A 23100-nucleotide genomic window follows, 5' to 3' on the forward strand; every position below is an offset into this window, starting at 1 on the left:
GCGCGTCCTTCGGGCTCCCTTCGGTCGCCCTCGTCGCGCCCGACTCCCTCGCGCGCGCTGCCTCGCGGCCGCCGGTGGCGGCCGCTCGCAGGCACGCGCCACCGCAGAATAATTATAAATCAAGACTCGGCATCTCAAACCGACAATTCTCCGCTAACCGCCCGCCTCAGACCTCCTCGGCGATGTACCGCTCGATCCGCGTCACGAGCTCCGGGCGGAACGTCCAGAAGCCGTCCCAGACGTTCGGCTCGTCTTCGAGCGCGAGCAGCGCGACGTGGTCGCCGTCGCCCCCGTCCGGCGGCGTGAACACGACGAACCACGACCGCTGATACGGGTAGGAGGTCCCGGTGTGGACGGTGATCGGGAGCCCCGAGAGCGAGTCCACGTCACCGACGCCGTACACGTGGACGTCGACGCCGGTCCCGGCGACCCGTTCGTACACCGACCGGGTCCCGCGCTCGTCGTCGATCCGCGAGAGCCGCTGGAACGAGGCCCGGAGCGTGCCGTCCCCGTGTTCGGCTGCGATCCGCTCGATCACGCGCGAGATGATGATGAGGAGGAGCTTCTCCTTGTTCGAGGCGGGGTAGCCGCGGACCCGAAACGGGACCTCGTCGAGCCCCTCGAACACGGCCGGGAGCGCGACCTCGTCGAGTTCGATGGCGCCGGTCTTGTACAGGTCGGAGTTGATGAGCAGCACCGATTCGAGCAGTTCGTCGAGGGTCGAGCGCGCGACGACCGACCCGTCCTCGACGAGCGCGACCACGTCGTCGTCCGCCGCGGAGTCCGCCTCGGCCTCGCTGACCGAGACGGGCTGGCCGTCGAGCAGCGAGTCGAGCAGGTTCCGGACCGGGTCCGGCGACGACCGGTTCAACAGGGCCAGGTGTCGGTCCGGCGCCTCGAGCTCGTCGAAGAACGAGCGGAGCGATTCGGCCATACCTCTCGTCGGGCCGAGCGAGTGAAAGGCCTTACCTCCGGTCCCCCTCGTCGACGAGCCGCGCGCCCGCGGCGTCGATCCGACAGCCCTCCGGGTCGTACCCCGCGTCGGAGAGCCCGGTCCCGAGCGCGAAGACCGTGCGACCGAGCATCGCCATCGCGGCCTCGCCGCCCGCCGATTCGACCGCCGCGATCGCCTCCGCGACCTCGGGGACGAGGAGGTCCGCGTCGCGGGCGAACCCGCGGGCCGCGTCCGTCAGCGTCTGGAGCCGGGGGTTCGCGCGGAGCCGGTCGAGCGCGTCCTCGCCGGCCGCGGAGAGCGCGGCGGTGTCGCCGCCGAGGACGGTTTCGGTCGAAAGCTCCCCGAACGTGACGTACTCGACGCGCGCGGTCCCCGGGATCCCGTCGAGTTCCCCGACCCCCGGGGCGCCCGGTTCCAGCCGGATCGGAACGCCGCCGCGCGCCTGCGCGACCACGTCGCCGAGGCCGGTCCCGCGACCGACCTCCGCGGCGTGGGCGATCCCGACCAGGTCGTTCTCGGAGCGCCCGCGGTCGAACGCGTCGTTCGCGGCGAGGGCGGTCCCCAGGGCCGCGGCGCCGGAGACACCGAAGCCGGCGCCGATCGGGAGGTCCGTCTCGACCGCGACGTCGGCGGCGGTGGCGTCCAGTTCGGCGAGGACGTCGTCGACGGCGCCGATCGATCCGAACTCGCCGTCGATAGTCGTGTCCCCTTCGCCGTCGCCCGTCGCCCTCTCCGCGTCGCCCGTCACCCCCTCCGCGTCGCCCGTCGCCCTCTCCGCGTCGCCCGCCGACACTCGGACCGTCACGCCGTCGGTGAGCGTGACGCCCGCGCCGCGCGACCCGGCGACCGCGGGATCGTCGGCGGGGTGCGCGCTGAAGAAGGCGGTGACGTGACCCGGGACGAACGCGGTCGCCCGCTGACTGCTCATGTAGCGGCCGACGAGCGGACCGCGATTAACGGTTGTTATCCGGGACGACGCGGACGTGGGCGGGCGTTCGGCGCCGGTGGCGGAGGGGGCCGCGGGCGAGCGGATCGCCCGCGGACGGGATACCGGCTGCGGCCGATCGGCGCGACACCGCAGGCCTAAGTACCGGCCGGACGAACTCGGGCCGTATGCGAAACCAGTTGCGTCCCGTCCTCGCCGCCCTGCTCGCGCTGGTCCTCCCGGGGCTCGGCCACCTCTCGTTGCGCCGGTGGGGGCGGGCGCTGCTGTGGCACCTGACGATCGTCGGCGGCGGGGTCGCGCTGTTCGCGCTGTACGACGTGGAGCCGGTCAACCCCCTCACCGACCCCGCGGCGGTGTCGGCCGCGGTGCCGACCGACGTGGCGGTGCCGATCGCGCTGTTGTCCGCGCTGTCGGCGCTCGACGCGTACCTCGTCGGCCGGGCCGACGCCGCGGCGCGCGAGCGCGCCGACGCGGCCGCCGAGGCGATGCGGCGTCGCGCCGCGAGCGCGGACGGCGACGACGGGTCGGGAACCGTCCGGGGTCCGCCGAACGCGACCCCCGCCGACGAGGACGGCGGGTCCCTCGACGTGACCTGTCCCAACTGCGGCAAGGAGGCCGACGCCGAACTCGACTTCTGTCACTGGTGTACCGAGCCGCTCCCGTGGGCGGAGACGGAGTGACCGGCGGGGTACGCGGACGATCTGTTAGCCGGGCGATCGGTGACGCGGACGGCTCCGCCGGTACCGAGAGACTGATTGCTCGCCCGTCCCGCGTGGGAGTCGATCGATGACGGGTGACTCGTGATGCCCGGCTGGATACCGACCGGGTTCCTCGGCCTCTTCGGCGTCGTCGCCGGCGCCACGCTCGTCGCGTTCGCGATCCTCCTGCCCGTCTGCGTCGGGCGAGAACGCGTTCGGGGCGTCCTCGCGGACCGAGACCTGGTCCGCGAGCGCGCGGTCGGGATCGCGCCGTACGTCGGCGCGCTCGCGCTCGTCCTCGCGGTGAACAAGGGGTTTATCAGGCGCATCGAGGCGTTCTCGTTCGAGTACGGGATCCGAGCGACGACCGCGATATACGCGGTCGAGGGCGACCTCGTGGCCGCGATACAGGACGGGATCCCCCGGTGGACCGTGTACTACTTCGGGCCGGTGTACGTCGTCGGCTACGTCGTGCTGCTCGCGTTCCCGATCGCGGCGTACGCGTTCGCCGAGCGCCTGCGGCCGCTGAAACGACTCGTCGCGGCGTACGCGGTGAAATACGCGGTCGCGATCGGTTGTTACGCCGGGATCGTCGCGTACGGCCCGCGAAACTACCCGACCGTGCCGGGAGCGAACCCGAACGCGGCACCCGTCGAACCGCTGCTCCTCGACTGGTTCGGGGGCGTGACGCAGCTCACCTCGCAGGTGAACGCCGCGACGAACGTCTTCCCCTCGCTCCATACCGCCCTGTCGGTAACGGTGTTCCTCGCGGCGGTCTCGACCCACGAGGAGTTCCCGCGGTGGACCTACGTCGCGGGAGCGTTGACCGGCAGCATCGTCGTCGCGACCGTCTTCCTCGGTATTCACTGGGTGACCGACGTCGTCGCCGGCGGCGTCCTCGCGGCGGGAAGCGTCGCGGTCGCGAACCGGATCGTCGGTTGATCGGGGGCGTAGTTTCTCATCGCTGATAACTGCGAGCCAACTATCATATAACCCCGTCGCGACGGTTCGGGCACGGACGCGAACGACGGACGGAACATGAGTCTGAATCCACGACGATACGACGTACGGGAGCTGCGCCGGATCGCGGACGCGCCGCGAGACGGTGCGGACGGAGCGCCTCGGGAGCGGGCGCTCCGGCGGCCGAACCGGAACCGGGCCGAGCAGGCGGCGCGCTCGGCCGCGTTCACGGAGCTGCTCCAGCGTCAGCGTGGGAAGCGGTTGAACGGCGGCGAGAGCGCGGATCGGCCGTACCTGACGGCGATCCCGGCGTCGCCCGCGGCGGAACGCGAGGTCGGCGAGTGGCTCGGCTACCTCGTCGACGTCGGCGGCCACCTGCGGAGCCGGGACGCGCTGTCCTACTACGGCGAGCTCGACTGGGTCGGCGACGACGCGGTCGCGGCGCTGACGCGCCGACTCGAGGGGTTCGACGCCCCGACGCGCGACCGGCCGTTCACGCCCGCGGACCACCGGATCAGCCTCGTCTCCATCGTCCGGATCGCTTCGTGTGCGAGTGACCAATGAGCGACGACGAATCCACGGACATCAACGAAACGGACGAATCGGCGGCGGTCGGCGTGAAATTAGGCAGCACCCGAACGGTGCTCGACGTCCCCGACGGGCGGGGCGGGCGCGAGCGCCACTCGGTGCTGACCTGTCTGGCGACCTACGAGGACGCCATCACCGGCGAGGAGAAGGTGCTGTTCGGCGAGGAGGCCGCGGTCGAGTACCCCGACCGCGTGCGCTTCATGCTGCGCTCGGGACTCCCCGAGGACGACGACAGCGTCGCGGACGCGGAGCGCTTCTTCGAGGCGGTCGTGGACGCCCACGACGTGCCCGAGGACAGCGCGGTCGTCTACGCGGTGCCGACCATCGACAACGAGGCGGGCGTCGAGAACCTCAAGTCGGTGATCGAGGGCTCCTCCATCGGCCAGGTCGAGACGCGGAGCTACCCCGAGTCGCTGTGCGGGGCGATCCCCGCGTACGGCGACGAGCTCGACGCGATCGACGAGGTGTTCGTCTCGATCAACCTCGGCTCGACGACGATGGAGGCGTGCGCCTACCGGCGCGGCGAGCAGCTCTCGCCGTTCTCGACCGGCTCGGTGACGGGCAACGAGGTCGACCGCCGGATCGTCGCCGCCGTCGAGGAGGAGAGCCAGGGCCGCGTCCACATCGACCGGACGACCGCCCGGGAGTACAAGGAGGAACACGCCGACGTGTACGACTTCGAGCCGTTCACCGACGTGATCCAGCAGCCCGGGGGCGGGAGCCACGAGTTCACCGTCGACCGCGGCGTGCGCGAGCCGGTCGACCGGTACATCGACGAGGTCGTCGACGTCGTCGCCAACGAGTTCCTCCCCGAACTCGCCAACGACCACATGAAACCCTACCAGCTCGCCCTGGGCCGCCCCGTCGCCGCCACCGGCGGCATGGCGTGTATCCCCGGACTCACCGAGGAGTTCGAGAAGCGGCTCACCGAGGCGCTCGACCGCGACGTCGAGGTCGTCTCGCCCGACGAGCCCGCCACCGCGGCCGCGGAGGGCGCGGCGCGCATCGCGGAACGGCTGGTCTGAGCGGCGCGCGAGCGGCCAGTTCGGCTCTATTATTTTCGAACCCCACAGCGACCGGTCCGCGCTATGCGTATCGAGACTACTGCGGTGGCGCGTGCCTGCGAGCGGCCGGAGCGAAGCGGAGGCCGCGAGGAGCACGCGCGAGGGACGCGGTGAGTGAGGGGCGACCGTAGGGAGTCCCGAACGAACCGCGAGGCTGGGGAGGCGTGAGGTGCGGTCGCTGTACGGGGCGGGACTCAAAGGGGCAGCCGGGAGGCGGGCGCAGGCGAAGCAAGGACCGCAAGGAGCGAGCGGAGCGAGCGACGGAGGACCGCAGCGAGCGTGCGCCCGCCTCCCGGCTGGGGCTTTGGAGGTGTTCTCCGTCGAGCTTCAGTCAGTTATGCATGAGCAGTCATCCGACACGTCAGCGACGGGTCTCTCCGATCCGAACACCACTGCTTATACGTCGTAAAGCCGCTCGGCGTCGTCCGCCTGCCGGCGGTAGATGCCCCGCCCCTTCAGCCGCGGCACCTCGTGGCGGTGGAGCCGCTCCGCCCGGGTGTCGTACACGAGCGGGAAGACGTTCGTCCGCCGCTTCGCGACCGTGAACCCGGACATCGCGTCGAGCAGCGACGCGTCCGGATCCGGGACCGCGAACGTCACGTAGCCGATCGGCGTCGGGGCCTCGCCGCCGTCCGCGCGCCCCGGTCGGGGGTCGATCCGGTCGGCGAGCACCTCGCGGAACGACGCCGCGACGTCGACGAGCGTCTCCGCGTCGACCCCGTCCGTCTCGCTCTCGTCCGCCCCCACGAGCGTCGCCAACACCGCCACGTCGCCGAGCGTGTCGTCCGTCTCGCGGGCCGCCCACAGCCGCTCGAACGCGTCCGTCCCCGCCTCGACCGCCTCGAAGCCGTGTGCGCGTCGGTTCGCCGCGACCGCGTCCCGGTAATCGCTGATGTCCATACGACCCCAACGACCCACATGGTAAAAAATGACACACACGATCCGCGGGGGAGCGCCCCGACAGTAAGGCTATACGTGCGCCGGTGCTCTCGGGCCTATTATGACGCGGACGCGACGGCGGTACATCCGGGCGGTCGGGGGCGCGGGCGGGCTGGCCGCTCTCGCCGGCTGCGCGTCGACCGGCGGCGACGGGAACGACTCCGACGGGCCGCCGGGGTCGGACGGGAACGGCGGCGACGCCGGCGGCACGCGTCCGGAGGGGACCGGCGGCCCGGGCGTCTCGATCGTCGCCACCGACGGCGACGTGGACGTTGGAGTCCAGCCGAGCGTGGAAGTCTCCTACGAGGCCGCGACGGAGGACCGCCCGCCGCAGCTCCGGACGACGCTGACGAACGCGGGCGACGAGCGGGTGCGCGTCGGCGACGGGCGGGCCGTCCACTTCGAGTACGTCTACGACGAAGACGACGCGCTCGTGCTCCTTCCCGGCGCCGAGGAGTACCCCGCCGAACCCGACTGCTGGCGGCTCACCGACCAGATCGCGGTCACGGAGGAGTACCGGACGTTCGGGATCGCCGCCGGCGAGTCGAGCGAGCGGCTCGTCGACCTGTACGCGACGCCCGGTGAGGACGCCTGCCTCCCGGTCGGCGAGTACCGCTTCGAGACGACGATTTCGACCGTTACCGCCGACGCCGAACCGGAGTCGTCGACGACGTGGGGGTTCTCGGTCGTGCTGGAGTGAGCGGCGGCCATCGGACCGCGTCACGCGGACTACGTACCGCTCTATACTCCTCATAGCAACCGTTATTCGGACCCGTCGGAACGGTCCCGTATGAGCGACGACATCGTCACGTTCGGGTTCGTCTGCGTCCAGAACGCCGGTCGCAGCCAGATGTCGGCCGCGTTCGCGGAGCGGGAGTGCCGACGGCGCGGCCTCGACGACCGCGTCGAGATCGTGACCGGCGGGACGCGCCCGGCCGACGAGGTCCACCCCGAGGTCGTGGAGGCGATGGAGGAGGTCGACGTGGACCTCTCCGACCGCGTCCCCCGCGAGGTCTCGACCGCCGAACTCGACGCGTGCGACGTGGTCGCCACGATGGGCTGTTCGACGCTGACGCTCGCCGACGGCGTGGAGGGGCGCGACTGGGCCCTCGACGACCCGCACGGGCAGGACATCGAGCGCGTCCGCGAGATCCGCGACGAGATCGAGGGGCGCGTCCGAGACCTCTTCGACGAGTTCTTCGACGGGGCGTAGGCGGCTCCAGACCGAGGATACCTTCGGCTCGCGTCGTTGCTCGCGGCGGAAGTAGTCCCGGGCGGATTCGAACCTCAGTCACTCCGCTTCGCTCCGTTCCCTGCTTCGAACCCGTGGTCGGGACTATTCGTCCTCACTTCGTTCGGAGAATAGTCCCGGGCGGATTCGAACCGCCGTCAATGGCTGACTTCGGGCACCCGACGAGCGTCCTTGCCGGAACGCCCAACGACCGCGTTTGCGTCACGAACGCGGACGGATTCCCTCCAAAGGCCATTATGATTGGCCACTACACCACGGGACTACGACTCCGGCTAACCGGCGGGCACTCAAGTACGTTACTCTCCTCGGCGCCGGAGACCCCCCGACTACGCCCCTTCCTCGATCCGGTCGAACCGCTCCTCGAAGTTCTCCCGACAGGAGCCGCAACAGAAGTGGTACAGCGTCCCGTCGATCCGGGCCGACTCCCCCTCGGCGGTGACGGTGTTGCCGCACTCGACGCAGTCGACCGCGAGGTCCGCGTCGCCGACCGCGGGCGACCACTCGTGGGCGTCGAGCGGCCGCACCGACAGCTCGGTCACGGTCTCTAACCCGACCGCGTCGTCGACGAGGTCGCGGGCGGTCCCCTCCTCGACGCGCGCGACGACCGTCACCTCGCCGTCGGCGGTGAGGAACGCGTGTTCGACGCGCTCGTGGCCCGCGACCGCCTCGTGGACGCGGTCGGCGTGCGCGGGCGCGACGGAAAGCGTCGCGAGGACTCGCAGCCCGTCGGAGAGCGCGTCGCCGTCGATCCGGAGCGTGAACCCCTCGATCACCCCTATCTCGCGGAGCCGGTCGACGCGGTCCGACACCGCGGGCGCCGACAGGTCCACGCGCTCGGCGATGTCGCTGTACGGGCGCCTGGCGTCAGCCAGCAGCAGCCGGATGATCTCTCGGTCCGTCTCGTCGAGCGTGCGCATGGCCGGGCGTTCGACCGGCGCGGGCAAAAGGCGTCCGGGCGTCGGGCGTCCGGGAAACCGGTCGGCCTCGGGGGCGACGGAAAGGCAATTGTGCCCGCGGCGCCAACGGCTGCCCATGACGACGATAGACGTCGACGGTATGTCGTGTACGGGCTGCGAGGACAACGTGACCGACGCGCTCGGCGAGCTGCCGGAAGTCGAGTCCGCGAGCGCCGACCACGAGGCGGGCACCGCGACCGTCGAGGGCGACGCCGACCTCGACGCGGTCGTGGCCGCGATCGAGGACGCCGGCTACGAGGCGTCGACGTAGGCGGCCAGCGCGAACCGAGAGTGGAGGCGGCTGAACGGCGGTCGGAGGAACCGGTCGCGGCCGGGACGGATCAGGCCCGGTCGTCGCTCTGACCGTCTATCCCGTCCGCGTCGTCGTCGGTCGAGCGGGCGTCAGTCCCCCAGACGTCCGCTTCCTCCGGCACGTCGACGCCGGCGTCGTCGGTCCCGCCGTCCGGCGAGTCGCCGTCCTCGGACGGGGGCGAGGCGGTCGCGGCCGAGCCCGTGCCCTCCGGCGCGGTCGCCCCCGAATCTGCGCCGCCGCCGACCTCCGCACCGTCGGCAGTCTCCTCGTCGGCGGCGCTGCCCGGCGCGGGCGGGCGGTAGGTGTAGATGAACTCCCCGAAAACGGCGTGGAAGGCCCCCGTCTCGGGGTCCTTCACGACGCCGGTGTCGTTGTCTATCGCGAAGTCGACGAGGTCCCGGAGCGAACCCGCCTCGGCGGTGGGGCGCTCGTGAACGGATCCCGGGAGCCGGAACGTCGTGATCCACTCGTCGAACTCCGAGCGGTCGTCGCGGTACGAGAGGTACTCGCGCTCCGCGGGCGTGAGCGCGAGGTCGTACTCCCGGGTCGCGTAGCCGATCCCGCCGGCGCCGACGAGGCCGACGAACAGGAGGAGCGGGCCGCCGAACGACCGGAGCACGCCGTACTCCCGCTCGACGGTCTCCGACACGGTCCGCTCCGTTGTGGCGGACTGGACGCCGGGATCGGAGACGGAGTAGGTGGCGCCGTCGTGGGATATCGTCATGTCGAGCGTCTGCGTCGACGTCGTGGGGACGCCACCGATCGACCCGTCGACGGCGACCTCGGTCCTGACGAACGTCTCTGTCTGTCCGGGCGAGGCGCCGAGCCCCTCTTCGATCGCCGCCACTCGCCCGTCGATCGCGGTGCTGTTGAGCGTGAACGAGGCGTTCACGGGCTCGCCGGGGGCGACGTTCGAGACGGTCTCCGACGCGAGCGGCTCCGTCTCGCGCCAGTAGACGGTCCCCTGCTCACCGACGTTGCGAATCACGAGGGCGGAAGCCAGTTCGACGGTCACGTTCTCGGCGGTCGACGCCGCGTAGCTCGTCGCCACGCTCACGTCGAGTTCGGGAGCGATCCGCGTGAAGTACGTGCTTCGCTCGTCGAGCACCGCGCCGGTCTCGAAGACGGCGTTCGGCTCCGTCACGGTCGCGCTGTGCCGGTACTCGCTTTCGACGGTGAGCGAGGAGACCGTCCGCGTCTGCGTCTCCGTGCCGGGATCGACGTGCGTCGTGTACGCGAGCCCCGCGCCGACCGCGACCAGGAGGAGGCAGACGACGAGTATCGCCGTGGACTGTGCGTTCAAAACGGCGCGGAGTCGGAGACGGGTTTCGTTTGGGTCTGAAGCCATGGTCACCTGTAGAACTCGCGGAGGAGTCGCCTGTGGAGGGGGGGCCGCTCGCGGGAGTCGCGCGACCGGATCCGGGCGGGCTCGCCGCGCAACAGCACCAACCCGATTCCGACGATACCGCCGCCGAGAAGCCCGTTTATCGCGACGAGCGGCGCCCAGGGGTGGACCCCGTACAGCTCGTCGACGATACCGGGCGGCAACACGGCGAGGTAGCGGTGTTCGACGACGAAGAGCCGGTAGTACCCGGTCTCGTCGGGCGCGGACAGCGTCACCGTCGTCGACGCCTCGCCGCGACTGCCGACCGAGAGCCGCTGCGGGTCGACGTCGACGCCCGGGCTGGCCGGCGTGACGTACGCGTACACGGGGACGAGCCCCGAGTTGGGGACGACGTACTCGATCTCCTGGCTCGTGCCGCGCTCGATGACGGTCGGGTTCTCGGACTCGAACTCGGCGCTCACGACGCCGTACTCCTGTGTCCCGGCGGGGACGACCATCGCGGCCGTCGCCGTCGCCATCAGCACCAGCGCCAACACGCCGAGGATCGCCAGCACGGAGGTGCCGTCGTCGCGGGAGCGGTCGCGCGAGCCGCGGTCGCGCGTGCCGGCGTGGAGGTACCAGTCGACCGCGTACGCGACCATCGACAGCCCGAAGACGATGTACGCGAGCCCCTGCGTTCCCAGGAACGCTCGAGCACCGAACGTGACCGCCAACCGCGTCTGGACGGCGCCGAGCGCGGACTGGAAGCCCATGGCGGCGGTACCCAGATGAGGGATCACGACGACGCCACCGCCGATCTGGAGCGCCTTCGCGACGATCTGCGCGTCCTGAACGACCGGCTCACCCCCGTCCTGATCGGTGAAGGGGTTGTTGTCCCCGCGGGTGATGTACCCGCGTTCGGTCTCCTCGACGACTCGGTGGGTCGTGAGGCCGCCGCCCTGGATCTCTTGAGCCTCGAAGGTCACGACGTCCCCCGGCCTGATATCGCCCGCGATCTGGGCCGGGATCGCCACGAACCCGTCGCCCGGGTCGAGCGTCGGCTGCATGCTCCCCGTCTCGACGTAGCTGAGGAGGATCGGTTGGCCGAGGAACTGCCCGACGACGAGCGAGAGGACGACCAGCACCGCGGCCACCTGGAGGGCCACGGACAGCGTTCGTTTGATGGACATTGTGTCGGACTCGAGCGGGACGGGCTCGCGGACGACCGTCGGAATCGGGTTCCTGTCGCGCGAGCGTCAGGTAGCCGTCGATCGCTGAAGGGCGGCGTGTCCTAATAAGTTCGTGGGTGGAGGCGAGTCCGGACGGTTGCGGACGGCCCTAGCCGTCGAAGGCGCCGCCCGCGAGCAGCGCGAACGGGGCGATGAAGCCGAGACAGAACCCGAGGAAGTGGACGTAGAGGTTCACGACGCTCCCCCCGCCGGCGGGGTTCGACGGGAAGCCGACCACGGGGTACCCGACCGCCACCACCGCGCCGACGGCAAGCAGGTCGCCGTAGCCGGGGCGCGACGCGACCGATTTCGCGTGTGTCCGGATCGGGCGCGGGAACCGCACCCCGCTGCCGGCCGCGTACAGCACTGCGAGGAGCGCGCCCGCGAGGCCGATCGCCGGCCCCGCGAGCCCGATTCCCTCCGTCGAGACGGGGAGCGCGAGGAGCGCGATCCATCCGACGAGCGCGAAGAAGACCGCCGGCAGCGCGGCGACGGAGGCCGCGGGCGCGAACCGCTCGCGGGCGTAGCAGTACCACACGATGGGAAGCAGTCCCGCGAGCGCCATGTTGACGCCGGAGAAGCCGAACCCGATCGCGTCCCGCGGGACGGCGAGGTTCAGCACGGACAGCGCGAACGGAAAGGCGCCGAGGTAGGTGACGAACGCCGTGAAAAAGAGGCGGCGGCGCCCGCTCAGGACCGCGAGCGCGTAGCCGACGCCGGCGAGGAGCCCGTACCCGACGAGGTTCCCGACGAGGTGGTCGGCGCCGAGGTGGACGTAGTGCGCCGTGAACGCCGAGGACACTGTGGGGTCGGTGTACGCGAACGCGAGCGAGCGCCGGGTCGCTTCCGGCAGCGTGAACACCGCGATCAGGACCGCCGGCACCGCGAGCAGCGCGAGCAGGTCGACCGCGCGGACGCTCGCGAACAGCTCCCGGCGGAACGCGCGGTCCGCGCGCCGGTCGGCGGCGTTGGCAGCGCGGTCCCCCCCGTCGGTCGCGGACGTCATCACGGGTCCGAGGTCGGCGACCAGCGGTTAAGAACTGTCGGCGCGCGACTCACCGCCGCAAAATCGATGCCCGAGAGGGCGGTCCGGACGAGAGCCACCCCCGCCGACCGACCAGTCATCGCGGCATCCGCCGGACGAGCGCGAGGGTGGCAAGAGAGATTATCATGAGCGCGAGCGGACCGGCGAGGTCGGCCGGATCGATCCCGAACGGCTCTTCCGAGGGCCCGGTAACAGTGGCGGACTCGTCAGTGCCGACATTCGACTCGTCGCCCGATCCCCCCGCGTCGTCGCTCGCTGGGTCGCCGACGAGCAGGGTGCCGACCCGAGTCCCGTCGACCGCGAGGTCGTAGGCGCCGGCGGTCTCGAAGGTCGCGTCGAACGCGACCGTCGCCGTCTCGTTCGGTTCGAGCGTCACCGTCTCGTTCGCGATCGGGGTGCCGTTCGCCGTCAGCGTCACCGTGCGCTCGCCGGGCGCGCCGCCCCCGTTCCGCAGGGTCGTCCGGACCGTGACGTTCTCGCCGGGGTCGACCGCCCCGGGCGCGACCGTCGCCTCGGTCACGTCGTACCGGGGGGCGTGCGCCGCGACCGCGAACGTCGAGGACGGTTCGGTCGTCGCGCGGAAGTGGACGCGGTCCTCGGGGAGCCCGAGGATATCGACGACCGCCTCGTCGACGACCGCCACGGGCTTCGCCTCCCAGTCGCCCGCGTCCGTCCGCCGGTAGAGCGCCACGTCCTCGGGGTCGGTCCCGGTCGCGTTGAGGTACGCCGGGTCCGCGCTGAAGCGGATCGTCATCGCGTCGACCGCGTCGGGTGCGAAGTCGTAGTCGAGCGAGAGGTACCCGACCGGGCGGGGACGCGTCGGCGCGGTCAGCGCGCTCCCGTTCGCGAAGGGGCCCGAGCTCCCCGCGGCGTCCAGTTCGACGCGCTCGGTCCGGACGCCCGTCAGGTCGATCCCCTCCAGCGTGACGTTCTCGCCGCCGATTTCCATGCCGTCGGCCAGGAACCGGACGCCCTCCCCGCGCTCGACGCCGCTCGCGACGAACTCGCGGCGGTCCGCGCTCGGGGAGACGACCGTCGTGGTCGGGCCGCCGTCGCCGATTTGCTGGGTCGACGCGCCTGTTGCCCCAACCTCGTCGGGCTCCGCGATCTTCGCCTCGATCGAGAACTCGTCGGCGCCCAACTGCGTCCCGACGGTCGCGCCGCGCGTGTCCAGCGCGAGCCCGACCGCGACCGTCTCGTTCGGCGCGAGCGTGACGTTGTTCGCCTCGCCCTCTATCGAGTCGCCGTCGGCCACGAAGGTGACGTTCTCGCTGTCGTACTCGATCCAGACGTGCGCGTACTCGTTGGCCGTGTACGTGATAGTGAACACGTCGTCGATCCGGCCCGTCGCGCCGACGTTCACGCCCTCGAAGGAGGGATCTCGGATGTTCGGGTTCGACGCCGAGACGTCGATCGCGATCTCGTCGTCGTCGTTCAGGTAGGCGTACCGTCCGTTCGGGCCGTCGGCCGGTTGGATCGCGAGGTCGCCGTTGGCGACGGTGTCAGCGGGGCCGTCGACCACCGCCGCGCCCGTGGCGAAGGCGAGTGCGGTGGCTGCGGAAGCGGCTAGCAGGACCAGTATTAGAATCCGTCGGGCAGTCGACATCAGTTAGTTGGATACATATTGTTCTCAGAGTGTCTTCGTATTGTGGTCCTTGATTCACTGAAGGGTCTGATTACTCACCGGATCTGGTGCGTTCAATCCTCAGCGACCTTATTACAAATAAATAACAGTATCTGAGACCGAATATGGATTGGCGCCAACAGGATTATTAGCGGTAGTTACGTCCGGGGACCGCCTCTGTCAGAGTTCTGTACTGCGTGCCCGGGTTCGTCGGGTACGTCTTCCTCGTCAGCCTTAGCAATGATCGTCGATTGGCCGTCTCGGTCAGACGGTCTCCCGACAGTGTTGATTGTCAGACCAACGTTGAATCCGTCTCCGACCTCAACATACTGGATCACCTCTCTGTCGTTGAACACGTTGTTGCCGTCAAGGCTGATTCCCTCGTCAATGTCGGAATTATAGTAATTTACACCAGGAATATTCGACTTCATCCAGATCCATACCGGTTGTGAGCCTTGGTTGGTAATCGAAAACAGGTCATCAAAAAACGTTTCAGCCTGTTCATTCACACCTTTCCCGCCGATTTTGTTCTCACCTATCGAAATTGAAAGAGTATCCGAACGACCCCCAGACCCGTCAACGAATTCGTTTGAGTTCGGCGTACTCAGCGGCTTCAATTGTAGGTACGCATTTGAATCGGGAGACACTGACACAGAGACGTTCCGACTCACACTTAGACTCGTGAACGCACCAGTTCCTATTGCTGCCGCACTACCAGTGGCCAAGGCTCCTAGACCGGCGATGAACTTGCGTCGGTTTGTCATAGTTGGTTTACCTCGTTGACCGCACACGACCCGCGGGCCGCCGACGCGGGACATCCCGCGTCATCTGGGGTCGCTCTACTACACCCATGGGGCCTATCCCATATCGTTATGAATTTCCAGAAACACTTCCGGGCGAGACTGAAACTCGGCCGCCCGGTTCCGACCCCGCCTGAATCCCGACCGAATCGATTCAGGTCCGGCCTGAGACCTATTCGGGACCGTTCAGCCCCGTCCTGAAGCGGCAATCGTTGCTGGTGAGATGCTACGGAATATGATGGAATCCGATAAATAGCGCAATGCGCCTGTGAAAGTAAGTTGCCAAAATACGATTAATACGGTTTTGAAGGCCTAAAGACGCCGTATATCGCACCTGTGCGAACGGTTGTTTGAACGGAGAGAAAGTTTAGCAGATTATCATAACCACGGGATTTATGTTGGCGTGTTCATATGTGTCAGACAGAAATGGCGTCGGTACAGCAGATTGACGGGGAGGGGGCAGAACCGGCGACGGAGGTGTCCGAGGACGAGCTGTTCGACGTACTGGCGAACCAGCGGCGGCGGTTCGCGGTTCATCTGCTGAAGCGGGAGGAGAAGGAGCGGTTCGAGATCGGCGACATGGCCGAACAGATCGCGGCGTGGGAGAACGGGATCGACACGGCCGAGATCACCGGCAACGAGCGCAAGCGCGTGTACACCGCGCTCCAGCAGTCCCACCTGCCGAAGATGGACGACGCGGGCGTCGTCGAGTTCAACAAGGACCGGGGGATCGTCGAGCCCACGGAAGCGATCCAGAACGTCGACCTCTACATGGACGTCGTCGAGGGGAAGGAGATCCCGTGGAGCACCTACTACCTGGGGCTCTCGGGCGTCGCGGTCGCGCTCACCGGCGCGGTGGCGCTGGACGCGTGGCCGTTCGTCCTCCTTCCCGACATGGCGTGGACGGTCGCCATCGTCGTGGCGTTCGCGTTCTCCGCGATCACGCACAAGTACTACACCGCGGAGATGAAGGTCGGCGAACCCGAGGAACCCCCGGAACTGAGGTAAGGCGAGCGGTTTCAAGCGGCGCTTTCTGCGGTTCCGGCGCCGCATAACCTTAGGGTCAGGACGCGTTGGATCGAGCGAACGGACCGTGCGAACTCATCGCAAATGAAACGACGGAACTTCATCCTGCTGCTCGGCGGCGCGAGCTCCGGCGCGATGAGCGTCGGGACCGGCGCGTTCAGCAGCGTCTCGGCCGAGCGGGAGGTGTCGGTGAACGTCGTGGAAGACGAGAACGCGTATTTGGGGCTGAATGAGGACCCTGAAAATGGGAAATTCCTCAAGATTAAAAATCAATTCGCTGGGAAGCTCACACTGCGAGTGAACGCGAAAATAGTAGAACCGGACACTGGTTATGAATCCGAGGTTGAGGTCGATTATGAGAGCGGAGAGGTCGACATTGAAATCGAGCCGGAAACGGGAGACGAGACCGAATCCGAAACTGGTGACAACACTGTCACGATCGGTCTCGGAAAGCGCACGTATGTAACCACTAGCTGCGAGGTGGACAGAGAATTACAGCTTGAGCTTTCATTCTTCGGTACCGTTGAGAACAGCGAAACGACAGTTCATAAAAACCGGAGGTTCACCGTCGATTGTACGTACGAAAATGATGAATCGACATCTAGCTCCCCTGCGACTCAAAACAAGGTTTCAGGAGTGACATTCGAATCGGGGAACTCGGGGGTCATCGTCAACACGACAGATTCTGCTTCGGATAACGCCGAGTTCACCGTAACTGTCTACTACAAAGACAATAGAGACATTACGAGTATAACCAAGGACGGACTTTCGGGAGACAAGACGCTCCAACTCAAGCAAACCTTCGGTGGTACAAACAACGGCAATCAGATTGTCGGTGTACAAATAGCAGGTATAAGCGGTGTTTTCGACCGCGAGGCTATCGATCACCCAGGGAAAGGAGATCCGGGAGGAACGGTAACGGTTGCCGACACGGTTCCGCTGAATCAGGCGTCCTTCCAAGACTAATTTACGGTCGGAGCGGGGTAAAATATTCTGATGAACGATTCGATATTCTCTAATAGATCCCGGTCACGATGTCATCGAGCTTCGAGATGATCCGCTGCTGTGTCGGCGCGTCGAGTCCCTCGGACGATCGTGCGGCGGGCGGTCGAAACTCCCACGTCCAGTCGTCACTCCTCGCCATCGATCATTTCGACGACCTCGTCGCGGGAGACGGCCTCGCTCTCCCCCTTTCGCATCGCGTACTCCTCCGCAGCGATGCTCGCCAGCATGTCGCGTGACGCGCCCGGGTGCTCCGTCGCGTCCCGGATCGCGTGCCGGAGGAACTCGCTCCGAGACGTGTAGCCCTCTTCCTTCCAGGCCGCGTCGATCTCCGCCAGTTGGCGCTCGGTGACGCGCACGTTGATCGTCGTCGTCTCGGGGTCGTCGACATCGGGGTCGTTCGTACCCGTTTCAGACATACGTGTGTGTTGCGTCAGCGGTTATATAAAATACCGGACCCGAACCGATCCGTCCCGGGTCAGAACAGCCCGGGGACGAGGACGTAGCTCAGGAGCATTCCGAACAGTCCGGCGAACAGCGCGAACAGGGCCATCGGGACGATCGCCTTGCGGAGCAGGTCGCCCTCGCGGCCGGTGATGCCGACGACGCCGCAGATGGCGGCGACGTTCAGCACCGAGACCATGTTGCCGAGGCCGCCGCCGACGTTCTGGAGGCTGACGACGATCGTCCGGGAGAGGCCGACCGTCTCGGCGGCGTTGTACTGGAGCACGCTGAAGAGGATGTTCGAGGAGGTGTTGCTCCCGGTCATGAAGGAACCGATGGCGCCGATCCACGGCGATATCATCGGGAGCAGCCCGCCCGCGCCGATCGCGAGCGCCCGGCTGAGCGCCTCCATCATGCCGAGGAGGTCCGCGGTGTTCGTCTGCGACTGGATCATCACCTGCGTCATCGACACCGCGATGATCAGCGTGAGCGCGGCGGGCGCGACCTGCTCGACCGAGCGCCGCCACGCGGCCCCCATCTCGTCGGTGTCCATCCTGTGGATGAGCCCCGTGAGGACGGCGATGGGGATGAACGGCATCGTCCCCGGGAGGTAGAGGTACTGGAGCGTGTAGCCGAGCTCCGTGCCGAGGATCGAGTCGACGCTGACCGAGAAGCTCTGGATCCACGCGAGCACCTCGGTGCCGGCGACGGTGAGGTTCGGCCACCGCGTGACGAGCAGCGCGACCGCGACGAGCAGGTACGGCGTCCACGCCAGCAGCACCGACATCTCCTTTTGCGGCTGGTCGCGGGAGATCTCGTCGAGGTCGAGCCCGCCGAGCCAGGTGTCGCTCCACGTCGAGTCGCTCGGGAAGTCCCACTCGCGGTCGGGGACGAGGACGTCGTTGTTCGCGAGCAGGAGCCCGACGCCGAGGACGACGAAGCCGGCCGCGATGTCGGGGAGCGCGGGGCCGACGAACCACGCGATCGCCAGCTGTGTCCCGCCGGTGACGGCGCCGAGCAGGAGCGCGAACGGGGCGATGGGGAGCGTGTCGCGGACGGCGCCGCCGACGCTCCGGCCGCCGTCGGCGTCGCCGAACCAGTACGTCAGGAAGAACACGCCGAGGAGGCCCCAGAACACGTACGTCACCCCTGTGACGACCCCGGACCACGCGGAGACCATCGAGAGGAACTCGGCGACGCTCACCGAGCCCGACAGCGCCGGTTCGATGACGGCGCCGGTCCCGCCGATGACCGGCGTCCCGGCCGCGCCGAACGGCGGGTTCGGCGCGTTGAAGAACAGGCCGAACACCGCGGCGGCCAGCGGCGGGAAGCCGAGCCCGATGAACAGCGGCGCGGCGAGCGCGCCGGGCGTCCCGAACCCGGCCGCGCCCTCGATGATCGTCATGAAGCCGAGCCCGATAAGCAGCACCTGGATGCGCCTGTCCTCCTCGATCTGCCCGAAGTACCACCGGATGGTGGCGATGGCGCCGCTTCCCTCGAGGTAGTTCATCAGGAGGATGGCGCCGAAGACGATGAGGATGATGTCGACCGCCTGAAACGCGCCGTAGACGGCCGACGCGACCAGCCAGTCGAGTTCCATGCCCCAGTACGTGATCCCGATCCCGGTCGCGAGCAGCCACCCGACCCCCATCGCCCGGGCGGCCGACCACCTGAGTCCGGCGAGCAGGACGAACGCGACCGCGATCGGGATGACACCGACGAACGCTAGCGTGAGGACGTTTGTCATGGTTGTGTCAATTGACCGTATATTGGCGTCCCGCAACGAAGCATATGTAATTTTCTTTTTTGACGATATTACCCGCACGGATCGATGACGCGATAGCGCGATCCGTCACTGACGTCGCGGACCGCGCGGCGGCCCGCCCGTTCAGCGCGGTCTCTCGGCGCGTGGCGGGAGGACCGGTGGCGCTCCGGCGCCGAGGGAGCCGCCGCCATCGGCTTCAGGTGGGCTTATATGCCTCCCGGCCGGAGCCGCGGCCATGGACGACCACTCGCACGAGCCCGATCCGGACAAGCGCGTGACCGCCCCGATGCAGGAGTTCGGCAGTCGCGAGGTCGGTATCGGCGCGGCCGTCACGCTCGTCGGCCTGCTGATCGCGTACGCGATCCCGTTCCTCGCGACCTTCTGAGCGCAGCGTTCGCTGCGTGTGAAATAGTTCCCGACGCGGTGTAGCGGTGCGACTACCGCGGGTACCAGGCGAGCGGGTGGTCCGCGGTGAGCTCCAGGGAGACGGGCTCGTCGAGGTCGAACTCCTCGACGTGGTTGTGGAGGCAGTGGACCGCCTCGCCGGAGTCGAGCTCGACCCGGTAGACGAACGAGGGGCCGACGTACTGCCGCGAGGTGACGACGCCGTCTGCGAGGTCGGGGCTCGCCGGCGTCGCGCGGAGGTCGTCGGGGCGCACGAGGACGTCGACGGGCGCGCCGTCGTAGACGGTGTCGTACCCCTCCAGCGTCACCGCGTCGAAGCGGCCGATCCCGGTGTCGACCTTCCCGTCGCGGAGCTCGCCCTCCAGGAACGACGCCCGCCCGAGGAAGGAGGCGACGAACTTCGACTCGGGGCGCTCGAAGACTGACTCGGGGCGGCCGACCTGCTCGATCGTCCCGTCGTTCATCACGGCGACGCGGTCGGAGATGGAGAGCGCCTCCTCCTGGTCGTGGGTGACCGAGACCGCGGTGACGCCCGCCTCCTTCAGGATACGGCGCACCTCCTCGCGCATCTCCACGCGGAGCCGCACGTCAAGGTTCGAGAACGGCTCGTCTAAGAGGAGCACCTCGGGCTCGGGCGCGAGCGAGCGGGCGAGCGCGACGCGCTGCTTCTGGCCGCCGGAGAGCTGGTCGGGCGTCTTCCCGCCGTGGTCGACCATCTCGACCAGTTCGAGCAGTTCGTCGACGCGCGCCTCGCTCTCGGCGGCGTCGGCGTCGGTCAGGCCGAACGCGATGTTCTCGCGGACGGTGAGGTGGGGGAACAGCGCGAAGTTCTGGAAGACGATGCCCACGTCGCGCTGCTCGGGCGGGACGAACGCCCCGTCGCCGGCGACCACCTCGTCACCGAGGGCGATCCGACCCTCGGTCGGCTCCTCGAGGCCCGCGATGGTTCGGAGCGTCGTCGTCTTGCCGCACCCGGAGGGGCCGAGGAACGTCAGCAGTTCGCCGGACCGGACGTCGAGCGAGACGTCGTCGACGGCGGTCTCGGGGCCGAACGCCTTCGTAACGGCAGACAGCGACAACACCGGGTCTCCGGGCGACGAGCCCGCGTCGTCGGAAGCGGTGTCCGTTCGATGACCGCCCGTCGCGTCGTCCGATCCCTCGGCCGTCGCGTCGTCCGACTCGACCGAGCGCGTCGTGCCGACTGGTTCCGTGGATGCCATCGATGAGGGGCGGGCGCCGGGCGACCGGCGTCCCGCGGTTGCCGTCACATACTTTAGGAGCACCTAAAAGCGTATCGCTCGCTCTCGCGCCGCCGAAGTCGGGAGAACGCGAGAGCCGATCACGGCCAGGCGGGGCCCGTCCGTCGCTTCGCGACGGTTCAGGACAATTCCCGATCGATAACGTCGCGGCGGTCGCGGATCGCGTCGGCCGAGAGCGCGATCGACTCGTCGTCGACCGTCAGCGAGAGGGTGCCGTCCGTCGTCACGTCGCCGAGCCGGAAGACCGGGAGGTCGCCGACCTCCGCCGCGACCGCCTCGGGCTCTGTCGTCTGGACGAGGAGGCGGCCGGGCGTCTCGTCGAAGGCCGCGACGCGGTCGGGCAGCGTCGCCTCGACGCCCGCGTCGTCGGTCACCAGTTCGGCGAGCGCGACCGCGAGCCCGCCCTCGCTCACGTCGTGAGCGGCGAGCGTCGACTCGTGGCGGGCGGCCGCCGCCAGCGACACAACGAGGCCGCCGAGGTCGTCCGCGGCGCCGGACTCGTCCGGCAGCGTCGGGAACCGGTCGCTCCCGCCGGCGTGCGCGAGGTACTCGGAACCGCCGAGCGCGTCGCCGCCGGCGCCGACGAGCAGCAGTTCGGAGTCGGCCGCGCGCTCGCCGTCGAGCGCGGCCGGCGGCGCGTCGTAGCCCCGCGTCGTCCCCAGCACCGCGAGCGTCGGCGTCGGGGGGATCGGGCCCTCGACGCTGTCGTTATACAGCGAGACGTTACCGCCGACGACGGGCGCGTCGAGCGCGGCGCAGGCGTCCGCGAGCCCGTCGACGATCCCCTCGAACGCGCCGTACACGTCCGGCTTCTCGGGGTTGCCGCCGTTGAGGCAGTCGACCGCGGCGAGCGGGACCGCGCCGGTCGCGGCGAGGTTCGTCGCGTTCTCCAGCGCGACCGCGCGGGCGCCCTCGTACGGCGCGACCGCGGTCCACTTCGGGTTCGCGCCGGCGGCGAGCGCGAGGCCGACGCCGTCGCCGGGGGCGTCGCCCGCCTCGTCGGCTCCGGTCTCCGTTTCCGTCTCTCGGACCGCCAGCAGCGCGGCGTCGTCGCCCGGCTTCAGGGCCGTGCGCGTCCCGACCTCGTGGTCGTACTGCCGGTACACCCAGCGCTTGCTCGCGGTCGAGGGCGCTCCGAGGACGGCCGCGACCGCCTCGTCGAGCGGGGGCTCGTCGTCGGGGAGGTCGCGCTCGGGCGGGCTCGGGGGCTCGCTCTCGAGGTCGTTCATCGGGGCGCCGTCCGCGAGGAACTCGGCGGGCGCGTCGACGACCTCGCGGTCGCCCGCGCCGCCGTCGTCCTCGGCGTCGCGCGCGAACTCGCAGACGTAGTTCCCGTCGGTCACCTCGCCGATGACCGAGCAGCCGAGGTCGAACCGCTCCGCGAGCGCGGCGACGCGGTCGACGTCGTCGGGCGCGACCTCGTAGCACATCCGCTCTTGGCTCTCGGCGAGCAGGATCTCGGTGGGGTTCATGTTCGGCTCGCGCTGGTGGACGCGGTCGAGGTGGATCCGCGCGCCGAGCCCGCCCTTCGCGACGAGCTCCGAGGAGGCGCCGCCGAGCCCGGCCGCGCCGAGGTCGCGGGCCGAGCGGATCAGGTCCTCGTCCACGAGGGCCTCGTTACACTCGATCAGTCGCTTCTCGGCGTAGGGGTCACCCACCTGCACCGCGGGGCGGTCCTCGGTCTCGGCGTCCTCCGCGAGGTCCTCCGAGGCGAAGGACGCGCCGCCGAGCCCGTCGCGGCCGGTGCCGTTGCCGACGAGGACCAGTTTGTTGCCCGGCTCGTTCGCGGTGGCCGTGACGAGCCGGTCCTCGTCCGTGACGCCGACGCAGGCGACGTTGACGAGGGGATTCCCCTCGTAGCCGGCGTGGAAGGCGACGCTGCCGCCGACCGTTGGGACGCCGATACAGTTGCCGTAGTGGGAGATGCCCTCGACGACGCCCTCGAAGAGGTACCGGGAGCGCTCGCGGTCGAAGCCGCCGAAGTACAGCGAGTCGAGGAGTCCGATCGGGTACGCGCCCATGCTCATCGTGTCGCGGACGATGCCGCCGACGCCGGTGGCCGCGCCGTCGAACGGGTCGACGAACGAGGGGTGGTTGTGGCTCTCGACGCCGAACGTGACGTAGGTGTCGCCGTAGTCGTCGGCGTCGCGCTCGGCCGCGGGACGGTCCGCCGCGTCGGGCTCCGGCAGCGCGAGGACCGCGGCGTCGTCGCCGGGACCGACCACGACCTGGTCGCCCTCGCTGTCGAACGCCGACAGCAAGGGCCGCGAGGAGCGGTACGCGCAGTGCTCGCTCCAGAGGTTCTCGAACAGCGCGGCCTCGGCCGCCGTCGGTTCCCGACCGAGCTCCGCGGTCACGAGCTCGCGGTCCGCATCGGACAGACTCATTCACTTACGTGGTTACCGAGCCGGTTCTAATGCTTTTCTATACGCACGTTCGTGTTGATACCTCGTCCGTGACCACACACGGATCGCGGTGCTGTGCGGTGGCGCGTGCCTGCGAGCGG

Annotated in this window: 23 protein-coding genes and 1 tRNA gene; 10 read left to right on the top strand and 14 right to left on the bottom strand. The window is 68.9% G+C overall.

What is annotated here, in order from left to right; translation table 11 throughout:
- Window positions 1-166 precede the first annotated feature (166 nt).
- Window positions 167-934, bottom strand: coding sequence for a DICT sensory domain-containing protein (locus EXE42_RS10200; protein ID WP_137706448.1), 768 nt, complete (start codon window positions 932-934; stop codon window positions 167-169).
- Between the two features lie 31 nt (window positions 935-965).
- A complete protein-coding gene (locus tag EXE42_RS10205; protein WP_137706449.1) occupies window positions 966-1883 on the bottom strand; it encodes a pantoate kinase in 918 nt (305 codons plus the stop codon).
- A 185-nt stretch (window positions 1884-2068) separates the two neighbouring features.
- Here EXE42_RS10205 and EXE42_RS10210 point away from each other — a divergent pair, with 185 nt between their 5' ends.
- The 4 genes from EXE42_RS10210 to EXE42_RS10225 all read left to right on the top strand — a co-directional run bounded on the left by EXE42_RS10210 (window position 2069) and on the right by EXE42_RS10225 (window position 5172).
- Window positions 2069-2581, top strand: coding sequence for a zinc ribbon domain-containing protein (locus EXE42_RS10210; protein WP_137693833.1), 513 nt, complete (start codon window positions 2069-2071; stop codon window positions 2579-2581).
- 123 nt (window positions 2582-2704) lie between these two features.
- On the top strand, window positions 2705-3541 hold the full coding sequence (locus EXE42_RS10215) for a phosphatase PAP2 family protein (RefSeq protein WP_137706450.1): 837 nt from the start codon (window positions 2705-2707) through the stop codon (window positions 3539-3541).
- Window positions 3542-3637: 96 nt separating this feature from the next.
- The gene (locus tag EXE42_RS10220; protein ID WP_092920971.1) at window positions 3638-4123 is read left to right on the top strand and encodes a FlaD/FlaE family flagellar protein; all 486 of its coding nucleotides are present in this window, start codon (window positions 3638-3640) and stop codon (window positions 4121-4123) included.
- The gene (locus tag EXE42_RS10225) at window positions 4120-5172 is read left to right on the top strand and encodes a hypothetical protein (RefSeq protein WP_092920970.1); all 1053 of its coding nucleotides are present in this window, start codon (window positions 4120-4122) and stop codon (window positions 5170-5172) included. The genes EXE42_RS10220 and EXE42_RS10225 overlap by 4 nt, the downstream gene beginning before the upstream one ends.
- Window positions 5173-5607: 435 nt before the next feature.
- On the opposite strand, the gene EXE42_RS10230 is transcribed toward EXE42_RS10225, so the two are convergent.
- Complete coding sequence (locus tag EXE42_RS10230) at window positions 5608-6111, bottom strand: hypothetical protein (protein ID WP_092920969.1); 504 nt, start codon at window positions 6109-6111, stop codon at window positions 5608-5610.
- A gap of 100 nt (window positions 6112-6211) precedes the next feature.
- Between EXE42_RS10230 and EXE42_RS10235 the strand changes: the two genes are divergently transcribed.
- Window positions 6212-6850, top strand: a complete 639-nt coding sequence (locus tag EXE42_RS10235) for a hypothetical protein (RefSeq protein WP_137706451.1) — start codon at window positions 6212-6214, stop codon at window positions 6848-6850.
- 90 nt (window positions 6851-6940) lie between these two features.
- On the top strand, window positions 6941-7363 hold the full coding sequence (locus EXE42_RS10240; RefSeq protein ID WP_137706452.1) for a low molecular weight phosphatase family protein: 423 nt from the start codon (window positions 6941-6943) through the stop codon (window positions 7361-7363).
- A 150-nt stretch (window positions 7364-7513) separates the two neighbouring features.
- On the opposite strand, the gene EXE42_RS10245 is transcribed toward EXE42_RS10240, so the two are convergent.
- Together EXE42_RS10245 and EXE42_RS10250 are read right to left on the bottom strand one after the other, a co-directional pair.
- A tRNA-Gln gene (locus EXE42_RS10245) sits at window positions 7514-7664 on the bottom strand.
- 64 nt (window positions 7665-7728) lie between these two features.
- Window positions 7729-8319 (bottom strand): AsnC family transcriptional regulator, encoded by a 591-nt coding sequence (locus EXE42_RS10250; protein WP_137693827.1) that lies wholly within the window; start codon window positions 8317-8319, stop codon window positions 7729-7731.
- A 115-nt stretch (window positions 8320-8434) separates the two neighbouring features.
- Between EXE42_RS10250 and EXE42_RS10255 the strand changes: the two genes are divergently transcribed.
- Window positions 8435-8629: a heavy-metal-associated domain-containing protein gene (locus EXE42_RS10255; protein ID WP_092920965.1), complete on the top strand. Its 195-nt coding sequence runs from the start codon at window positions 8435-8437 to the stop codon at window positions 8627-8629.
- Between the two features lie 70 nt (window positions 8630-8699).
- Here the strand turns inward: EXE42_RS10255 and EXE42_RS10260 are convergent, their stop codons facing one another.
- The 5 genes from EXE42_RS10260 to EXE42_RS10280 all read right to left on the bottom strand — a co-directional run bounded on the left by EXE42_RS10260 (window position 8700) and on the right by EXE42_RS10280 (window position 14657).
- On the bottom strand, window positions 8700-10019 hold the full coding sequence (locus tag EXE42_RS10260) for a DUF5305 domain-containing protein (protein ID WP_137706453.1): 1320 nt from the start codon (window positions 10017-10019) through the stop codon (window positions 8700-8702).
- 2 nt (window positions 10020-10021) lie between these two features.
- Window positions 10022-11185 (bottom strand): signal peptidase I, encoded by a 1164-nt coding sequence (locus tag EXE42_RS10265; RefSeq protein ID WP_092920963.1) that lies wholly within the window; start codon window positions 11183-11185, stop codon window positions 10022-10024.
- 148 nt (window positions 11186-11333) lie between these two features.
- Window positions 11334-12230 carry a hypothetical protein gene (locus tag EXE42_RS10270; protein ID WP_137706454.1) on the bottom strand — a complete coding sequence of 299 codons (897 nt, stop codon included), beginning with the start codon at window positions 12228-12230 and terminating at the stop codon, window positions 11334-11336.
- A gap of 115 nt (window positions 12231-12345) precedes the next feature.
- Window positions 12346-13875 carry a DUF1102 domain-containing protein gene (locus EXE42_RS10275; protein ID WP_137706455.1) on the bottom strand — a complete coding sequence of 510 codons (1530 nt, stop codon included), beginning with the start codon at window positions 13873-13875 and terminating at the stop codon, window positions 12346-12348.
- Between the two features lie 176 nt (window positions 13876-14051).
- A complete protein-coding gene (locus tag EXE42_RS10280) occupies window positions 14052-14657 on the bottom strand; it encodes a hypothetical protein (protein ID WP_137695004.1) in 606 nt (201 codons plus the stop codon).
- Between the two features lie 462 nt (window positions 14658-15119).
- Between EXE42_RS10280 and EXE42_RS10285 the strand changes: the two genes are divergently transcribed.
- Together EXE42_RS10285 and EXE42_RS10290 are read left to right on the top strand one after the other, a co-directional pair.
- Window positions 15120-15701, top strand: coding sequence for a hypothetical protein (locus EXE42_RS10285; RefSeq protein WP_137706497.1), 582 nt, complete (start codon window positions 15120-15122; stop codon window positions 15699-15701).
- A 102-nt stretch (window positions 15702-15803) separates the two neighbouring features.
- Complete coding sequence (locus tag EXE42_RS10290; RefSeq protein WP_137706456.1) at window positions 15804-16685, top strand: hypothetical protein; 882 nt, start codon at window positions 15804-15806, stop codon at window positions 16683-16685.
- A 164-nt stretch (window positions 16686-16849) separates the two neighbouring features.
- Here the strand turns inward: EXE42_RS10290 and EXE42_RS10295 are convergent, their stop codons facing one another.
- On the bottom strand, window positions 16850-17140 hold the full coding sequence (locus EXE42_RS10295; RefSeq protein WP_137706457.1) for a ribbon-helix-helix domain-containing protein: 291 nt from the start codon (window positions 17138-17140) through the stop codon (window positions 16850-16852).
- A 59-nt stretch (window positions 17141-17199) separates the two neighbouring features.
- The gene (locus EXE42_RS10300; protein ID WP_137693816.1) at window positions 17200-18912 is read right to left on the bottom strand and encodes an L-lactate permease; all 1713 of its coding nucleotides are present in this window, start codon (window positions 18910-18912) and stop codon (window positions 17200-17202) included.
- A gap of 253 nt (window positions 18913-19165) precedes the next feature.
- Here EXE42_RS10300 and EXE42_RS19325 point away from each other — a divergent pair, with 253 nt between their 5' ends.
- Window positions 19166-19315, top strand: a complete 150-nt coding sequence (locus EXE42_RS19325) for a hypothetical protein (protein ID WP_167603354.1) — start codon at window positions 19166-19168, stop codon at window positions 19313-19315.
- A 52-nt stretch (window positions 19316-19367) separates the two neighbouring features.
- On the opposite strand, the gene EXE42_RS10305 is transcribed toward EXE42_RS19325, so the two are convergent.
- Window positions 19368-20555 (bottom strand): ABC transporter ATP-binding protein, encoded by a 1188-nt coding sequence (locus tag EXE42_RS10305; protein ID WP_092920957.1) that lies wholly within the window; start codon window positions 20553-20555, stop codon window positions 19368-19370.
- A 158-nt stretch (window positions 20556-20713) separates the two neighbouring features.
- Window positions 20714-22981, bottom strand: a complete 2268-nt coding sequence (gene purL, locus EXE42_RS10310; protein WP_137706458.1) for a phosphoribosylformylglycinamidine synthase subunit PurL — start codon at window positions 22979-22981, stop codon at window positions 20714-20716.
- Between the last annotated feature and the right edge of the window lie 119 nt (window positions 22982-23100).

This window comes from Halorubrum sp. SP3, from assembly GCF_005435195.1.
GTDB lineage: Archaea > Halobacteriota > Halobacteria > Halobacteriales > Haloferacaceae > Halorubrum > Halorubrum sodomense.

Bases quoted from the DNA above. Each gene is read 5' to 3' on its own strand.
- EXE42_RS10200 (WP_137706448.1), bottom strand. From the start codon at position 934: ATGGCCGAATCGCTCCGCTCGTTCTTCGACGAGCTCGAGGCGCCGGAC.
- EXE42_RS10205 (WP_137706449.1), bottom strand. From the start codon at position 1,883: ATGAGCAGTCAGCGGGCGACCGCGTTCGTCCCGGGTCACGTCACCGCC.
- EXE42_RS10210 (WP_137693833.1), top strand. From the start codon at position 2,069: ATGCGAAACCAGTTGCGTCCCGTCCTCGCCGCCCTGCTCGCGCTGGTC.
- EXE42_RS10215 (WP_137706450.1), top strand. From the start codon at position 2,705: ATGCCCGGCTGGATACCGACCGGGTTCCTCGGCCTCTTCGGCGTCGTC.
- EXE42_RS10220 (WP_092920971.1), top strand. From the start codon at position 3,638: ATGAGTCTGAATCCACGACGATACGACGTACGGGAGCTGCGCCGGATC.
- EXE42_RS10225 (WP_092920970.1), top strand. From the start codon at position 4,120: ATGAGCGACGACGAATCCACGGACATCAACGAAACGGACGAATCGGCG.
- EXE42_RS10230 (WP_092920969.1), bottom strand. From the start codon at position 6,111: ATGGACATCAGCGATTACCGGGACGCGGTCGCGGCGAACCGACGCGCA.
- EXE42_RS10235 (WP_137706451.1), top strand. From the start codon at position 6,212: ATGACGCGGACGCGACGGCGGTACATCCGGGCGGTCGGGGGCGCGGGC.
- EXE42_RS10240 (WP_137706452.1), top strand. From the start codon at position 6,941: ATGAGCGACGACATCGTCACGTTCGGGTTCGTCTGCGTCCAGAACGCC.
- EXE42_RS10250 (WP_137693827.1), bottom strand. From the start codon at position 8,319: ATGCGCACGCTCGACGAGACGGACCGAGAGATCATCCGGCTGCTGCTG.
- EXE42_RS10255 (WP_092920965.1), top strand. From the start codon at position 8,435: ATGACGACGATAGACGTCGACGGTATGTCGTGTACGGGCTGCGAGGAC.
- EXE42_RS10260 (WP_137706453.1), bottom strand. From the start codon at position 10,019: ATGGCTTCAGACCCAAACGAAACCCGTCTCCGACTCCGCGCCGTTTTG.
- EXE42_RS10265 (WP_092920963.1), bottom strand. From the start codon at position 11,185: ATGTCCATCAAACGAACGCTGTCCGTGGCCCTCCAGGTGGCCGCGGTG.
- EXE42_RS10270 (WP_137706454.1), bottom strand. From the start codon at position 12,230: ATGACGTCCGCGACCGACGGGGGGGACCGCGCTGCCAACGCCGCCGAC.
- EXE42_RS10275 (WP_137706455.1), bottom strand. From the start codon at position 13,875: ATGTCGACTGCCCGACGGATTCTAATACTGGTCCTGCTAGCCGCTTCC.
- EXE42_RS10280 (WP_137695004.1), bottom strand. From the start codon at position 14,657: ATGACAAACCGACGCAAGTTCATCGCCGGTCTAGGAGCCTTGGCCACT.
- EXE42_RS10285 (WP_137706497.1), top strand. From the start codon at position 15,120: ATGGCGTCGGTACAGCAGATTGACGGGGAGGGGGCAGAACCGGCGACG.
- EXE42_RS10290 (WP_137706456.1), top strand. From the start codon at position 15,804: ATGAAACGACGGAACTTCATCCTGCTGCTCGGCGGCGCGAGCTCCGGC.
- EXE42_RS10295 (WP_137706457.1), bottom strand. From the start codon at position 17,140: ATGTCTGAAACGGGTACGAACGACCCCGATGTCGACGACCCCGAGACG.
- EXE42_RS10300 (WP_137693816.1), bottom strand. From the start codon at position 18,912: ATGACAAACGTCCTCACGCTAGCGTTCGTCGGTGTCATCCCGATCGCG.
- EXE42_RS19325 (WP_167603354.1), top strand. From the start codon at position 19,166: ATGGACGACCACTCGCACGAGCCCGATCCGGACAAGCGCGTGACCGCC.
- EXE42_RS10305 (WP_092920957.1), bottom strand. From the start codon at position 20,555: ATGGCATCCACGGAACCAGTCGGCACGACGCGCTCGGTCGAGTCGGAC.
- purL (WP_137706458.1), bottom strand. From the start codon at position 22,981: ATGAGTCTGTCCGATGCGGACCGCGAGCTCGTGACCGCGGAGCTCGGT.